Here is a 14,980-nt window from a genome sequence, read left to right on the forward strand (position 1 = left end):
GCTCACCACCACGCGTCGGGAAGCCTCGTCCGCCCCGCCGCCTGCTCGATCACCTCGGCGACGGAGAACAGCGTCTCCTCGTCGAAGGGCCGGCCGATCAGCTGCAGCCCGAGCGGCAAGCCCTCGGAGGACAGCCCGGCCGGCACCGCGATGCCGGGCAGGCCCGCCATGTTCACCGTCACGGTGAAGACGTCGTTGAGGTACATCTCCACCGGGTCCGCCCCGCCCTTCTCGCCGATGCCGAAGGCGGCCGACGGCGTCGCGGGCGTCAGGATGGCGTGCACGCCCTGGCCGTAGACCTCCTCGAAGTCGCGCTTGATCAGCGTGCGGATTTTCTGCGCCTTGACGTAGTAGGCGTCGTAGTAGCCCGCCGAGAGCACATAGGCGCCGATCATGATGCGCCGGCGCACTTCCTTGCCGAAGCCCGCCGCGCGGGTCTTCTCGTACATCTCCTGGATGTCCTTGCCGGGCACGCGCAGGCCGTAGCGCACGCCGTCATAGCGGGCGAGGTTGGACGAGGCCTCCGCGGGCGCGACGATGTAGTAGGCCGGCAGGGCGTATTTCGTGTGCGGCAGCGACACGTCGACGAGCTCGGCGCCCGCCGCCTTCAGCCACTCCGCCCCCTTGCCCCAGAGCGCCTCGATCTCGGCCGGCATGCCGTCGACGCGGTATTCCTTGGGAATGCCGATCTTCATGCCCTTGATCGAGCGGCCCACCGCCGCCTCGTAGTCCGGCACCGCGATGTCGACGGAGGTCGTGTCCTTGGGATCGCGCCCCGCCATGGAGCGCAGCAGGATGGCGTTGTCGCGCACCGTGCGGGCGATCGGCCCGGCCTGGTCCAGCGACGACGCGAAAGCCACGATGCCCCAGCGCGAGCAGCGGCCATAGGTGGGCTTGATCCCGACCGTGCCGGTGAAGGCGGCCGGCTGGCGAATGGAACCGCCCGTGTCGGTCGCGGTCGCGCCCAGGCAGAGCCGCGCCGCCACGGCCGAGGACGAGCCGCCCGAGGAGCCGCCCGGCACCAGCGCGGCGTTGGAGCCCTCGCGCCGCCACGGCGACTTCACCGGCCCGAAGGCCGAGGTCTCGTTGGACGAGCCCATCGCGAACTCGTCGTTGTTGAGCTTGCCCAGCATCACCGCGCCGTCGCGCCACAGCTGCGAGGTCACGGTCGACTCGTAGGCCGGCGTGAAGTTGCCCAGGATGTTGGAGCCCGCCGTGGTGCGCACGCCCTTGGTGGCGTAGAGGTCCTTGATGCCGAGCGGCAGGCCTTCCAGCGCGCCGCCCTGCCCTTTCGCGAGCTTCTCGTCCGAGGCCTTCGCCATGGCGAGCGCCTGCTCGGGCGTCTCCAGCACATAGGCGTTGAGGCCGCGCGCGGCCTCCATGGCCTTCAGGAAGGCGCCGGTGATCTCGGCCGAGGAGAACTGCTTCGCCTTCAGCGCGTCGCGCGCTTCGGCCAGGGTGAGGTCGGTGAGGTCGGTCATGGCTGAACTCTGGTTCTCCCGCCCGCGCCTTGGCGCAGCGGGTCGCCGCAGGGCGGCGGAAAGGATGGCGCGGTTATTCGACCACCTTGGGGACCATGAAGTAGTGGTCCTCGGTCATGGGCGCGTTGCCGACGATGATGTCGGCGATGCCGCCATCCGTCACCGCGTCCTGGCGCTTCTTCATCACCATGGGGGTTACGGAGGTCATCGGCTCGACGCCCGACACGTCGACCTCGTCGAGTTGCTCCACGAAGGCCAGGATGGCGTTCAGCTCGCCCTGGAGGTGCGGCACCTCCTCCTCGGTGACGGCCACCCGCGCAAGATGCGCGATGCGCCGGACTGTCGCCTGGTCGACGGACATTCGGACCTCTTGAATGGCTTCGGCCGAGCCCGCGCCCGGCCGCAGCGCGTTCTATCCCGCGCGCTCCCCAGCCGCAACTGGCCCCCTCTCCCCGCAACGGGGAGAGGGCTGGGGTGAGGGGATGAGCAAACGCAACCGATCTCAGCCCTGAGTTCGTTGCCACAACCCGTCGCACCGGCGAACCATCGCGGCATGCGGGGACACTCGACAACGCAGATCGGCCGCGCTCGCCGGCTGAGGCGCGAGATGACGGAAGCGGAGCGAAAGCTCTGGTACGCCGTTCGCGACCGGCGCATGGCGGGCTTCAGGTTCGTTCGCCAGGAACCGATCGGCCCCTTCGTGGCTGATTTCTGCTGCCGGGAAGCGAAGCTGGTCGTCGAGTTGGACGGCTCGCAGCATGCCGAAAGCCGCTGCGACAAGATCCGGGATGAGCAGCTTGCCCGGCTAGGCTACCGCGTCCTGCGCTTCTGGAACCACGAAGCGTTGCTGACGATGGACGTCGTGCTCGAAACGATCTTCGCGCGGCTGACCGGGCGAAGCTGACAGCCAGACACCGTCCCCTCGTCCGACCTCGCTGCGCTCGGCCACCTTCTCCCCATGCTGGGGAGAAGGGTCCGCCCGGCGACGCGGCCGCAGCCGGCTCCCTCTCCCCCGGAACGGGGAGAGGGCTGGGGTGAGGGTCGGCCCAGCCGCTCCCTCATCCGACCTCGCTGCGCTCGGCCACCTTCTCCCCGTCCCGGGGAGAAGGGTCCCTCACACCTCCACCGCCGCGCCCTTCTCCGGCACGAGCACCTTCGTGGCGCTCCCCGCCATGGCCGCCACGAACTTCTCCGCGTTGGGATCGATGATCCCGAACGAGCCGTAGTGGCACGGGATCACGGTCTCGAACTGGAAGAAGCGCTTGCACGCCAGCGCGGCGGAGGCGGCCCCCATGGTGAAGCGGTCGCCGATGGGCACGAGGCCCACCTTGGGCGCGTAGATCTCGTTGATCAGCGCCATGTCGCCGAAGATGTCCGTGTCGCCCATGTGGTAGACGGTGGGCTCGCCCGCCGCCCGCACCACGATCCCGTTGGGGCTGCCCAGCGGGAAGCCGACGCCCGCCTCCACGAGCCCGGCCGAGTGGTCGGCGCGCACCAGCGAGACCTGGAAGCCGCCGGCGTCGATCGTGCCGCCCGTGTTCATGGGGTCGAAATTCTGCACGCCCTGTGAAGCCAGATACATGCACAGGTCGTAGTTGGTGACCACCTTGGCCCCGGTCTCCTTCGCGATCGCGACCGTGTCGCCGACATGGTCGCCATGGCCGTGGGTGACCAGGATATGCGTCACCCCGTCCACGGCCGCCGCGCGGTCGGTCGTGAATGCGGGATTGCCGGTGAAGAACGGATCGATGAGCACGGCCTTGCCGGCGAAATCGAGGCGGAAGGCGGAATGGCCGAACCAGGTGATTTTCATGGTCTTCTCCTCGACGCGTCCCCAAGGGTCGGCTCAGAATGTAGCGGCCGAGCCGCCGCAGGCAATCGCCGCTTCCACCGCCCATCGCTCCCCGTCCCTGCAGGAGTTCGCCATGGCCGTCACGAACATCTTCGATCCCTTCGACATGCTGGGCCGCTTCGGCGGCGGCGTGTCCGTCCCGGTCACGCAAGACATCCGCCCGGTCTGGTTCCCCACCACGATCACCTTCGCGGGCAGCGCGCCCGTGGAGACGCGGGTCGTGTCCGACGTGGCGAGCTATGGCCGGCAGCTCGGGCTCATCACCGAGGTGGTGCTGGCGCTGGCCGAGCAGGCGAGCCTTTCGCCCGAGGCCAGCCGCTCCCGGGACCGGCTGGCCGGGATCGCGAAGCGGATCGAAACCGTCAAGAAGGCGGTCGGCGGCGAACCAAGGGCCGAGGCCGAGCTGGCGCTGGACAGGCTGGAGCGGGCGGACCCGCAGGGGTACTCGGCCTTGCTCAAACGCCGCTCCGGCCCCAAGAGCAGCGGATGACCGAACCCGGCGCCGACATCACCACCCTGCTCTCGCTTCCCCGCCACGCGCGGCTTCTCGGGCTCGACCTCGGCACGAAGACCATCGGTCTGGCGCTGTCGGACGTCGAGCGCCGCATCGCGACGCCCCTGGAGACGATCCGCCGGACGAAGTTCCAGGCGGACGCAGCCGCCCTCCTGGCCCATGCGGGCAAGCATGGCGTCGCCGCGCTGGTGATGGGCATGCCGCTCAACATGGACGGCACCGAGGGCCCCCGGGTGCAGAGCACCCGCGCCTTCGCCCGCAACCTCGCCCGGCTGACGCCCCTGCCGATCCTCTACTGGGACGAGCGCCTGTCGACCGCCGCCGTCACCCGCACCCTGATCGCCGCCGACGCCTCCCGCGCCCGCCGCGACGAGGTCGTCGACAAGCTCGCCGCCGCCTACATCCTGCAAGGCCTGCTCGACCGGCTCGCCGCGATGCAGCGGCAGGCGGCGGCCGACGAGCAGCCCGGCTGGATTCCGGAGCGCTGACGCGCCCTCCCCCGCAGGTTCGCCCGCATCTTCGCTTTCGCAGGACCGCCCGATGCTCTATTCGGCGTGCGCCCCCCGAGAGCGCCCCGCCATGCCCGCCGTCGCCGCCAGCCTGATTCCCGTCTTCCTGCTTCTGCTGACCGGCTGGGCGACGCGGGTGACACGCGTCATTGACGAGGTCCAATGGGCCGGGTTCGAACGCGTGACCTATTTCGTGCTGTTTCCCGCGCTGGTGATCGAGACCCTCGCCAGGACGGACCTCAGGACCGTGCCGCTCCTGCCGGTCGGCGGCACGCTGGTCGCCTCCATCCTGATCGTGGCGGGCATGCTGCTGGCGCTCCGCCCCGTCCTGAAGGAGCGCTGGCGGATCGACGGGCCGGCCTTCACGTCGGTGATGCAGGGCGCGACGCGCTGGAACACCTTCGTGGCGCTGGCGCTGGCGGGCAGCCTCTACGGTCCCGCCGGAACGACGCTGGGCGCCGTGGCTATCGCGGCCATGATCCCGCTTCTCAACGTCATCTCGGTCCTGGTGCTGTCGCGCTACGCCGCCCCCGCCCGGCTCTCGACCGGCGCGCTCCTGGGAACGCTCGCCCGCAATCCCTTCATCTGGTCCTGCGCCATCGGGCTGGCGCTGAACATCCTGCGGCCGCCGATCCCGGCGCCGCTGATGTCCTTCGCCGACATCCTGGGCCGGGCGTCGCTGGCGGCCGGGCTGCTGGTGGTCGGCGCCGGCCTCGACCTGTCGCGGCTGCGCCGCCCCGGGCCGGCGCTTTTCCTCGCCACGGCCCTCAAGCTGATCGTCCTGCCCGTGCTGGCCGCCGGCTTCGCCCGCCTGCTCGGCGTCAGCGGGACCGGCCTCGCCGTGACCGTCCTGTGCACGGCCGTCCCGACGGCGAGCGGGTCCTACATGCTGGCCCGGCAGATGGGCGGCGACTCACCCCTGATGGCCGAGATCCTGACGGTCCAGACCCTGCTGGCGATGCTCACGCTGCCGCTGGCCCTGGCACTCCTGGCCTGACCCCGTGCGGAGACGCGAGCATCTTTGAAAATTGCAACTCGGCGCGGCAAACGGGTTGCACAATCCGAGTTCGCCAACCTAGGAATTGCACTTTTCAACCTGCGTGACCCACTCAGGGGCTATACATTTGATAATTGTTGGGTGATGGTGCGTGCAGTTCGCAAGAACGCACTTGTAGACCCCATCGACCCAACCTGCCCGGGAGCCCGCGATGCCCGCCCTGAAGCCCTCTCCGTCGACCATGCCCAAGCCGACGCCCATCGCCTCGAACGGCCGGGCGCGCGGCTATACGCCCGCCCCTCCCGAGCCGGCCGGGACCGAGGACATCGCCCGCTACATCGCCCAGATGACCACCGAGATGGCCCTGATCGCCCGCTCGGCCAATCTCGACCTGCTCGCCTATTTTCTCGAGATGGCGAAGATCGAAGCGAACGTGACCGCCCGCCGCAGCAGCCTCACGGCGTGACGCCGCCGCCCGGCCGCAAGGACAGCAGCCCGGCGCCGTGCCGCTCGATGGCGCCGGCGACCTCCAGGTCCAGCAGGACCGAGCGCACCGTGGCGACCGGCAGGCCCGAGGCCCGCACGAGGTCGTCGAGGGCGATCGGGGCCGGGCCGAGCAGGTCCGCCACGATCGCGCCGGCGTCCTGTGAAGCCGGAGGCGCCTGAACGGCCGCGGCGCTCTCCTCGAAGGCGTAGCCTTCCACATCGACCTTCGGCGCGGCTCCGGCGGCGCCGAACAGGTCCAGTTCGTCCCAGAGCGATTCCTGGCGGGGCGCATCGTCGCCGCCGTCGCGCATGTCCCGCGGGACAGGTCCCGTCTCGATGAGCGGCAGCAGCGCCGCAATGACGTCTTCGGCCGAGGTCGTGAAGGTGGCGCCCTGGCGCAGCAGGTCGTTCGTCCCGGCCGCGCGCGGGTCCAGCGGCGACCCGGGCACGGCGAAGACCTCCCTGCCCTGCTCCAGCGCGAAGCGCGCCGTGATCAGCGAGCCGGATTTCCGCGCCGCTTCGACCACCACGACGCCGAGCGCGAGCCCGGACACGATGCGGTTGCGCCGCGGGAAGTCCCGCCCGCGCGGCTCCCAGCCCATCGGCATCTCGCTGACGCAGGCGCCGCGCTCCAGCAACCGCTCCAGCAGGGCTGCGTGCTCGGCCGGATAGAGCTTGTCGTGGCCGCCCGCCAGGACCGCGACCGTGCCGGTCTCCAGCGTGTTCTCATGCGCCCGGGCGTCGATGCCCCGGGCCAGCCCGGACACGACCGTGAACCCCGCCGCGCCCAGCTCGCGGGCTAGCCGGATGGCGATCTGCTGGCCGTTGGCCGACGCGTTGCGCGAGCCCACCACGGCCACGCAAGGGCGCAGCAGCGCTTCGGCCCGGCCGCGGACGCCGATCAGCGGCGGCGCCGAATCGGCGGCCGCCAGCGCGGGCGGATAGGCGGCCTCGCCCGAGGCGACGAAGCGCACGCCCATGCGCCGGGCCGCCTCCCATTCGCGTTCGGCCTCCGCCACGGTGCAGAGCCGGATCGGCTTGGCGCCGCGGCTGCGCAGATAGTCCGGCAGGCCGGCGAGCGCCGCGCCGGCGCCGCCGAACAGGTTCACCAGCGCCCGGAAGGTGCGCGGGCCGATGCTCTCGGAGCGGATCAGCCGCAGCCAGTCGAGACGCTGGGCGTCCGTGAGGTCCGGCGCGGCCGCGCGGCCCGGCCCCGGCGTCATCCCTTGCCGCCGATCCGCCCCTCGGTCCCGGCGAGGAGGCGCTGGATGTTGGCCGCGTGCTTCCACCACAGCGCCGCCGCCAGCGCGGCGTAGACCGCGGCGCCGAGCGGCTGGCCGACGAGCAGCATCACCAGCGGCGCAGCCGCGCTGGCCAGCAGCGCGGAGGCGGACGAGTACTTGGTCAGGAAGGCGCAGAGCAGCCACAGGCCCGCGAAGGCCAGCGCCGGAGCCCAGCCCACCGCCGTGAAGCCCAGCCCGATGAGGCCGCCCAGGAAGGTGGCGACGCCCTTGCCGCCCTTGAAGCCCAGCCAGACTGGAGCGATGTGGCCCGCGAAGGCGCCCGCCGCCGCGGCCAGCGCCGGCTCCAGCCCCCAGCGCCAGGCGATCGCGACCGCGGCCGTTCCCTTCAGGGCGTCGCCCAGAAGGGTGGCGGCCGCCAGGCCCTTGCGACCGGTGCGCAGCACGTTGGTCGCCCCGATATTGCCCGAGCCGATCGAGCGGATGTCCTGCGTGCCCGCCGCGCGGGTCAGGATCAGGCCGAACGGGATCGAGCCGAGGAGATAGCCGAAGGCGAGGAAGAGAAGGATGAGGAGCATGCGCGGGACACGGTGGATCGATCAGCCCTGCGACAGTCGCCGTCCCGGCCGCCGCCGTCAATCGCGGTCTGGGCTACGTTCAAATTCGCGAATGAAAGAGAAAATACACGCAAAACGAGAAATGGCCCGGGACTTGCGGTGAAATCTTACCGGCGTTTAACCCTGGTCCATTACATGACGTTTGCGATGCGGGACAAGCTCGAGAACATCCAGATCCTGCGGGCGGTGGCGGCCTGCATGGTCCTGGCGTCTCATATCGGCACGGAGGTCGCGGACCTCGCCGGCCGCCGCGGGGTCACGTCGAGCTTCGAGATCACGCCCTGGGCCACCGGCGTCGACGTCTTCTTCGTCCTCAGCGGCTTCCTGATGCTGGTCACCGCGGGCGACGAGGCGGGGCGGCCGGGCGCGGCGGCCGCCTTCATGGGCCGGCGGATCGCCCGCATCGCGCCGCTCTACTGGCTCCTCACCACCGCGCTCGTCCTGGGCTCGCTGGCGCTGCCCGGCATGCTGCACGTGCCGATCGGCGACGCGCCGCACGTTCTCGCGTCCTACGCCTTCTGGCCGTCGCTGCGCGGCGAGGAGATCCGCCCCGTGCTGGCGCTCGGCTGGACGCTCGAATACGAGATGTTCTTCTACGCCCTGTTCGCGCTCGCCCTGCTGCTGCCGCGGGGCTGGACCGTGCCGTCCCTCGCCGCGCTGATGCTGTGCGTCGTCGCGGCCGGCCAGGTCTGGCGGCCGTCCGGCGTCGCCCTGCAGTTCTGGTCGAGCCCGATCATCCTGGAGTTCCTGCTCGGCGTCGGCTGCGCGGTCGCCTACCGGCGCGGCCTGCGGCTCACGTCGGCCCAAGGCGGCGCGCTGGTGGCGGTGGGGCTCGTGCTGCTGCTCCTGTCGGGCGACGCCGCCGCGCAGAGGGGCTCCTGGCTGCCCCTGGCCAGCGTCGGGTTTCCGGCGCTCCTGGTCGTCGCCGGCGCGGCGCTGTCGCCCTCCGCCCGGGACGGCGCCTTCGCCCGCATCGGCGTGGAGATCGGCGCCGCCTCCTACAGCCTCTATCTGCTGCACCCCTTCGTCCTGCGCACCCTTCGGGTCGTCTGGGACCGGTTCGAGCCGCCGCTCGGCCTGTTCTGGATCGTCTCGGCCGTGCTGGCCGTGATCGGCTCCATCCTGCTCAGGCGCATCGTGGAGGATCCGATCAACCGCTGGGCCAAGGACCTGACGGCCGGCGCGCGCCGCCGCGGCCGGGTTCAGCCGGCCGAATAGACCACCGCGCCCGCCACCACCGTGTGGTGGACGACGCCCTGCAGTCGCGCCTCGTCGAACGGAGTGTTCTTCGACCGCGAATGCAGCGTGGCGGGGTCGAGCACGAAGGGCTCGTCCGGATCGAACACGATGAGGTCCGCCGGCGCTCCCTTGGCGAGCCGCCCCTGCGGCAGGCCGAGGATTTCGGCCGGTCGCGTCGACATGGAGCGCAGCAGCGCCGCCAATTCGAGCTCGCCGGCGTGCACCAGCCTGAGGCCGGCGGCCAGCATGGTCTCCAGCCCGATCGCCCCGTCGGCGCATTCGGCGAAAGGCAGCCGCTTGGTCTCCACGTCCTGCGGATTGTGGTCGGAGACCACGACGTCTACGAGCCCTTCGGCGAGCGCCTCCACCATGGCGAGCCGGTCGTCCTCGTGCCGCAGCGGCGGCGACAGCTTCAGGAAGGTCCGGTAGGGCCCGATGTCGTTCTCGTTCAGGGTCAGCGAATTGATCGAGACCCCGCAGGTCACGTCCAGCCCGTCCGACCGGGCGCGCTCGATGATGGCCAGCGAGTCCGCGCAGGAGATCATGGCGGCGTGGTAGCGCCCGCCGGTCAGCTGCACGAGCCGCAGGTCCCGCTCCAGCATGATGGTCTCCGCCTCGCGCGGAATCCCGTGCAGGCCGAGCCGGCTGGCGAGTTCGCCCTCGTTCATCACGCCGTCGCCGACGAGGTCGGGGTCCTCGCAGTGGTGCACGATGAGGCCGCCGAAGTCGCGCGCATAGGTCAGCGCCCGGCGCATCACCTGGGCGTTGGTGACCGACCGCGCGCCATCGGTCAGGAACACGGCGCCGGCCTCGGTGAGGAGGCGGATCTCCGCCATCTCGGAGCCCTTCAGCCCCTTGGTCAGCGCGGCCGCCGGCAGCATGCGCACGATGGCGGCGTCCCGGGCGCGCCGGATCAGGAAGTCCACCACGGCGGGATCGTCCACCGGCGGATGCGTGTCGGGCATGCAGACCACGGTCGTGACGCCGCCCGCCGCGGCCGCCCGGCTGGCGGAGGCCAGCGTCTCGCGATGTTCGGCGCCGGGCTCGCCCACGAAGGCGCGCATGTCGATGAGGCCGGGGGCGACCGCCATGCCGCGGCAGTCGACCACGGTCGCGCCCTCCGGCCGCGAGCCGCGCACCGCATGGCCGAAGCCGCGGATGACGCCCGCCTCCGCGACGAGGTCGCCGCCCTCCTCCCGCCCGGAAGCCGGATCGATGAAGCGGCCATTGGCCAGGACGAGTGGGGGACCGGCCTGGTTCATGATCCCGGGACCTGGTTCGGCAGGTGGCTGGCCAGCGCCTCCAGCACGGCCATGCGCACCGCGACGCCCATCTCGACCTGCTCGCGGATGAGCGACTGGGCGCCGTCGGCGACCTCGGAGGAGATCTCGACGCCCCGGTTCATGGGCCCCGGATGCATCACGAGGGCGTCGGGCCTCGCCATGGCGAGCTTCTCGGCGTCGAGGCCGAAATAGCGGAAATACTCCTTCACGCTCGGCACGAAGGAGCCGTTCATGCGCTCGCGCTGGAGGCGCAGCATCATCACGATGTCGGCCCCGGCGAGGCCCTTGCGCATGTCGGTGAACACCTTGACGCCCATGCGCTCGATCCCCGGCGGCAGCAGGGTCGACGGCCCGATGGCCCGCACCTCGGCGCCCAGCGCGTTCAGCAGAATGATGTTGGAGCGCGCCACCCGCGAATGCAGGATGTCGCCGCAGATCGCCACCACCAGCCCGCGGACGCGGCCCTTGTTGCGGCGGATGGTCAACGCGTCGAGCAGCGCCTGGGTGGGGTGCTCGTGCGCGCCGTCGCCGGCGTTGATCACCGAGCAGTCGACCTTGCGGGCGAGCAGGTGCACCGCCCCCGCCGCATGGTGGCGCACCACGATCAGGTCCGGCCGCATGGCGTTCAGCGTCATGGCGGTGTCGATCAGCGTCTCGCCCTTCTTGATGGAGGACGAGGCCACCGACATGTTCATCACGTCCGCGCCCAGCCGCTTGCCGGCGAGCTCGAAGGAGGACTGGGTCCGGGTGGACGCCTCGAAGAAGAGGTTGATCTGCGTCCGGCCCCTCAGCGTCGCCTTCTTCTTCTCCACCTGCCGCGACACGTCGACCGCCTCGTCGGCCATGTCGAGCAGCGCCGTGATGTCGTGCGGAGTCAGTCCCTCGATGCCGAGAAGATGGCGATGCGGGTACCGGGGCCGGAGCGCTGACGATGTCATTTGAAGCCACGGCTATAGGGGCAATCCGCCGAGGCGGCAAGGCCGGCGCCTCTCCGGGAGGGGATCGGGCCTGGCGTTTCCCCAGCGCTTGCGGTGGACGGCGCCTCCTGGAGCCCTCGTCCTTCGAGACGCCATGCTGCCTCAAGCGCTCCGTCATCCCCGGCGGCGCGCAGCGCCGGGAAGGGGATCCAGGAGGGTTGGGTGGGGCGCCTTTCGCCTGGCCGTTCTGGATCCCCTTCCCGCGCCTTCGGCGCGCCGGGGATGACGGAGGGGTGGGACCGGGGTGTTGGGAAGGGCCGCAGCGGGCCCCCTCGCCCCGGAACGGGGAGAGGGCTGGGGTGAGGGGGTGATTGAGCTTGGCTGGATGTCGGCCCCTCATCCGGCCTCGCGTTGCTCGGCCACCTTCTCCCCGTGCCGGGGAGAAGGGAGCGCGTTCAGCTCCGGGGCCTTTCGGCCCGGAGGTGGAGGGCGGCGCGGAGCGGCGTCGCTGGGGGCCTCACGGCGAGTGGGGTGGGTAGAGTAGAAGCCGGGAGGCCGCCAGGCCCCGCCGCTCCGCGCGCAGCGTTTGAAGGATGAAAGGAAGATCCCGGGGCGCTTTCAGCCCCTTCGCGCTTCGCTGGTCGGACCTTGTCTTCCGTCCGCCGCCTCGAACCGGGTGGTGAGCCCGGCCTTCGGCGGCCGCCGCCCCTGGTCCACGTCCTCACGCTGCAGACGCCCCTCCGTGGACCAGAGCGTCACCAACATAGGAATATTTTCTGCATCTGTCAAGCCCGGGCGGACGAATGTCGCCTGAAGACTTCCCACAACCAAAGGATGCATCGAATGCAACCCAAGTGTGGCGCCAACGACCCGCAGCGCGGGTCTTGCAAAGCGGTACGCCCCACTTCATTTGACAACGCCGAGTCAGATGACCCACTTTCCGCGCAATTAGGGCTTGCTCGACACATTTCGGGGGCTTGGGCGGCGCGCAGAACGCGCAGCCGTCGTGAAAGGCGTTGCAATGAAAGTCGTCGTCGTCGAGTCGCCGGCCAAGGCCAAGACGATCAACAAGTATCTCGGCCCCGGTTACGAGGTGATCGCGTCCTTCGGGCATATCCGCGACCTGCCGGCGAAGGACGGCTCGGTCGATCCCGAGCAGGACTTCTCGATGCTGTGGGAGATCGAGGCGAAGGCCTCCAAGCGCGTCTCCGAGATCGCGTCCGCCGTGAAGGGCTCCGAGCGCCTGATCCTGGCGACCGACCCGGATCGCGAGGGCGAGGCCATCTCGTGGCACATCCTGGAGGCGCTCAAGGCCCGCCGGGTCCTCAAGGACGTGCCCATCGAGCGCGTCACCTTCAACGCGATCACCAAGGACGCCGTGAAGGAGGCGATGGCCAACCCGCGCCAGATCGACCAGGCGCTGGTCGACGCCTACCTGGCCCGCCGCGCGCTGGACTATCTGGTCGGCTTCCGGCTCTCGCCGGTGCTGTGGCGCAAGCTGCCCGGCGCCCGCTCGGCCGGCCGCGTGCAGTCGGTGGCGCTGAGGCTGGTCTGCGACCGCGAGCGCGAGATTGAGACCTTCGTCAAGCGCGAGTACTGGTCGCTGGTGGCCACGCTGGCGACGCCCGCCAATGCGCTGTTCGAGGCCCGCCTCGTCGGCGCGGACGGCCGCAAGATCACCCGCCTCGACATCGGCAAGGGCGAGGAGGCCGAGGCCTTCAAGCGCGACCTCGACGCCGCCCGCTTCACGGTCGCGAATGTCGAGGCCAAGCCCGCCCGGCGCAACCCCTCCCCGCCCTTCACCACCTCGACGCTGCAGCAGGAGGCCAGCCGCAAGCTCGGCATGGCCCCGGCCCGCACCATGCAGGTGGCGCAGCGCCTCTATGAGGGCGCGGACATCGGCGGCGAGACCGTCGGCCTCATCACCTATATGCGAACCGACGGCGTCGACATGGCCCCGGAGGCCATCGCCTCGGCCCGCAAGACCATCGCCCAGGAATATGGCGACCGCTACGTGCCCAGCGCGCCGCGCAAATACGCCACCAAGCAGAAGAACGCCCAGGAGGCGCACGAGGCCGTGCGCCCGACCGACATGGGCCGCCTGCCCGCGCAGGTCGCGAAGTTCCTCGAACCCGAGCAGGCCAAGCTCTACGAACTGATCTGGATCCGCACCGTCGCGAGCCAGATGGAGTCGGCAGAACTCGAGCGCACCACGGTCGACATCACGGCGAAGGCCGGCGGCAAGACCCTGGAGCTGCGCGCCACCGGCCAGGTGGTGAAGTTCGACGGCTTCCTGAAGCTCTACCAGGAAGGCAAGGACGACGAAGGCGACGACGAGGATTCGCGGCGCCTGCCGCCCATGCGGGCCGGCGACGACCTCCGCAAGGAGAAGATCGAGGCCAACCAGCACTTCACCGAGCCGCCGCCGCGCTATTCGGAAGCCTCGCTGGTGAAGCGCATGGAGGAGCTCGGCATCGGCCGGCCCTCCACCTACGCGTCCACGCTCGCGGTGCTGAAGGACCGCGAATATGTCCGCATCGACAAGAAGCGCCTCCATGCGGAGGACAAGGGCATGCTGGTGACGGCGTTCCTGGAGAGCTTCTTCGACCGCTATGTGGAATACGACTTCACGGCCGGGCTGGAGGGCGACCTCGACCGCATCTCCAACAGCGAGATCGACTGGAAGGAGGTGCTGCGGCGCTTCTGGAAGGACTTCTCGGCCGCGCTGGACGGCACCAAGGAGCTGCGCGTCAGCGAGGTGCTGGATTCGCTGAACGAGATCATGGGGCCGCACATCTTCCCGCCCAAACAGGACGGCGGCGACCCGCGGCTCTGCCCGACCTGCCATTCGGGCCAGCTCTCGCTGAAGCTCGGCAAGTTCGGCGCCTTCATCGGCTGCTCGAACTATCCGGAGTGCAAATACACCCGCCAGCTTTCGGCCGGCGGCCAGGACGGCGAGGCCGCCTCGGCGGACGGCGGCGCGGGCGGGACCAAGACGCTCGGCAAGGACCCGGCGACGGGCCTCGACGTCACCCTTCGCGACGGCCGCTTCGGCGCCTATGTGCAGCTCGGCGAGGGCGAGAAGCCCAAGCGCCAGACCATTCCGAAAGGGACGCCGCGCGACGCCATCGACCTCGACTTCGCGGTGTCGCTGCTGTCGCTGCCGCGCGAGGTGGCCAGGCACCCGACGTCCGGTGAGCCCATCCTGGCCGGCATCGGGCGGTTCGGGCCCTATGTGCAGCACGGCAAGGTCTACGCCAATATCGGCAAGGACGACGACGTGCTGACCATCGGCGGCAACCGCGCCATCGACCTCATCGTCGCCAAGGAGAGCGGCGCCGGCCGCTTCGGCCGCGCGGCGGCCCAGGCCGGGCGCGTCATCGGGGAGCATCCCGAGGGCGGCCCCGTGACGGTGCATGACGGCAAGTATGGGCCTTACGTGAAGCACGGCTCCGTCAACGCCACCCTGCCCAAGACCGTGCCGGCCGAGGCGGTGACGCTGGAGCAGGCGCTCGAGCTGATCGCCGCCCGCGCCGCCGCGGCGCCGCCCAAGAAGGGCGCGCGCAAGCCGGCCGCCAAGTCCGGCGCCAAGGCCCCGGCCAAGAGCAAGGCCGCGGGCGCGACGACGGCCACGAAGGCGCCGGCCAAGGCCAAGGCGCCTGCAAAAGCCAAGAGCGCCGCCAAGACCTCCCCCTCCGCCGCCAAGCGCAAGGCTGCAGGCTGACGCGGCGCGGGCCTCTACGCCTCTCCTCACCGTCGCAGCGCCCCCTCCCCCTCAGGGCGCCGTCTCGGGCCGCGGCCCCTGGATCCCCTTCCCCTCCGCGCCTTCGGCGCTCCGGCCGGG

14 protein-coding genes are annotated in these 14,980 nt (G+C 70.6%); 7 read left to right on the forward strand and 7 right to left on the reverse strand.

Features of this window, described 5'->3' with window-relative positions; genetic code table 11:
- Positions 1 to 2 precede the first annotated feature (2 nt).
- Together gatA and gatC are read right to left on the reverse strand one after the other, a co-directional pair.
- Positions 3 to 1,481, reverse strand: a complete 1,479-nt coding sequence (gene gatA / locus ACYVO7_RS20185) for an Asp-tRNA(Asn)/Glu-tRNA(Gln) amidotransferase subunit GatA (protein ID WP_460451608.1) — start codon at positions 1,479 to 1,481, stop codon at positions 3 to 5.
- A 73-nt stretch (positions 1,482 to 1,554) separates the two neighbouring features.
- Entirely contained in the window at positions 1,555 to 1,842 is a 288-nt protein-coding gene (gene gatC, locus ACYVO7_RS20190; RefSeq protein WP_188518678.1) for an Asp-tRNA(Asn)/Glu-tRNA(Gln) amidotransferase subunit GatC, read from the reverse strand.
- A gap of 192 nt (positions 1,843 to 2,034) precedes the next feature.
- Here gatC and ACYVO7_RS20195 point away from each other — a divergent pair, with 192 nt between their 5' ends.
- A complete protein-coding gene (locus ACYVO7_RS20195; RefSeq protein ID WP_460451609.1) occupies positions 2,035 to 2,385 on the forward strand; it encodes an endonuclease domain-containing protein in 351 nt (116 codons plus the stop codon).
- 210 nt (positions 2,386 to 2,595) lie between these two features.
- Here the strand turns inward: ACYVO7_RS20195 and ACYVO7_RS20200 are convergent, their stop codons facing one another.
- A complete protein-coding gene (locus ACYVO7_RS20200) occupies positions 2,596 to 3,294 on the reverse strand; it encodes a metal-dependent hydrolase (RefSeq protein WP_460451610.1) in 699 nt (232 codons plus the stop codon).
- A 112-nt stretch (positions 3,295 to 3,406) separates the two neighbouring features.
- On the opposite strand from ACYVO7_RS20200, the gene ACYVO7_RS20205 reads away from it, so the two are divergent.
- The 4 genes from ACYVO7_RS20205 to ACYVO7_RS20220 all read left to right on the forward strand — a co-directional run bounded on the left by ACYVO7_RS20205 (position 3,407) and on the right by ACYVO7_RS20220 (position 5,819).
- Entirely contained in the window at positions 3,407 to 3,823 is a 417-nt protein-coding gene (locus ACYVO7_RS20205; protein ID WP_460451611.1) for a hypothetical protein, read from the forward strand.
- Positions 3,820 to 4,335 carry a Holliday junction resolvase RuvX gene (gene ruvX, locus ACYVO7_RS20210; protein WP_406853823.1) on the forward strand — a complete coding sequence of 172 codons (516 nt, stop codon included), beginning with the start codon at positions 3,820 to 3,822 and terminating at the stop codon, positions 4,333 to 4,335. Before ACYVO7_RS20205 ends, ruvX begins: the two co-directional genes overlap by 4 nt.
- Before the next feature lie 91 nt (positions 4,336 to 4,426).
- Entirely contained in the window at positions 4,427 to 5,353 is a 927-nt protein-coding gene (locus ACYVO7_RS20215; protein WP_460451612.1) for an AEC family transporter, read from the forward strand.
- A 211-nt stretch (positions 5,354 to 5,564) separates the two neighbouring features.
- On the forward strand, positions 5,565 to 5,819 hold the full coding sequence (locus ACYVO7_RS20220) for a hypothetical protein (RefSeq protein WP_460451613.1): 255 nt from the start codon (positions 5,565 to 5,567) through the stop codon (positions 5,817 to 5,819).
- Here the strand turns inward: ACYVO7_RS20220 and dprA are convergent.
- Complete coding sequence (gene dprA, locus ACYVO7_RS20225) at positions 5,809 to 7,062, reverse strand: DNA-processing protein DprA (RefSeq protein ID WP_460451614.1); 1,254 nt, start codon at positions 7,060 to 7,062, stop codon at positions 5,809 to 5,811. The two genes, ACYVO7_RS20220 and dprA, sit on opposite strands and share 11 nt — an antisense overlap.
- Positions 7,059 to 7,658, reverse strand: coding sequence for a glycerol-3-phosphate 1-O-acyltransferase PlsY (gene plsY, locus ACYVO7_RS20230; RefSeq protein ID WP_460451615.1), 600 nt, complete (start codon positions 7,656 to 7,658; stop codon positions 7,059 to 7,061). The genes dprA and plsY overlap by 4 nt, the downstream gene beginning before the upstream one ends.
- A gap of 186 nt (positions 7,659 to 7,844) precedes the next feature.
- On the opposite strand from plsY, the gene ACYVO7_RS20235 reads away from it, so the two are divergent.
- On the forward strand, positions 7,845 to 8,915 hold the full coding sequence (locus ACYVO7_RS20235) for an acyltransferase family protein (RefSeq protein ID WP_460451616.1): 1,071 nt from the start codon (positions 7,845 to 7,847) through the stop codon (positions 8,913 to 8,915).
- On the opposite strand, the gene ACYVO7_RS20240 is transcribed toward ACYVO7_RS20235, so the two are convergent.
- Positions 8,900 to 10,198: a dihydroorotase gene (locus tag ACYVO7_RS20240; protein ID WP_460451617.1), complete on the reverse strand. Its 1,299-nt coding sequence runs from the start codon at positions 10,196 to 10,198 to the stop codon at positions 8,900 to 8,902. The two genes, ACYVO7_RS20235 and ACYVO7_RS20240, sit on opposite strands and share 16 nt — an antisense overlap.
- Positions 10,195 to 11,157, reverse strand: coding sequence for an aspartate carbamoyltransferase catalytic subunit (locus tag ACYVO7_RS20245; protein ID WP_406853830.1), 963 nt, complete (start codon positions 11,155 to 11,157; stop codon positions 10,195 to 10,197). The genes ACYVO7_RS20240 and ACYVO7_RS20245 overlap by 4 nt, the downstream gene beginning before the upstream one ends.
- A gap of 1,000 nt (positions 11,158 to 12,157) precedes the next feature.
- Between ACYVO7_RS20245 and topA the strand changes: the two genes are divergently transcribed.
- Positions 12,158 to 14,860, forward strand: coding sequence for a type I DNA topoisomerase (gene topA, locus ACYVO7_RS20250; RefSeq protein WP_460451618.1), 2,703 nt, complete (start codon positions 12,158 to 12,160; stop codon positions 14,858 to 14,860).
- The last annotated feature ends 120 nt before the right edge of the window (positions 14,861 to 14,980 follow it).

The organism is Alsobacter sp. SYSU BS001988, from assembly GCF_054796215.1.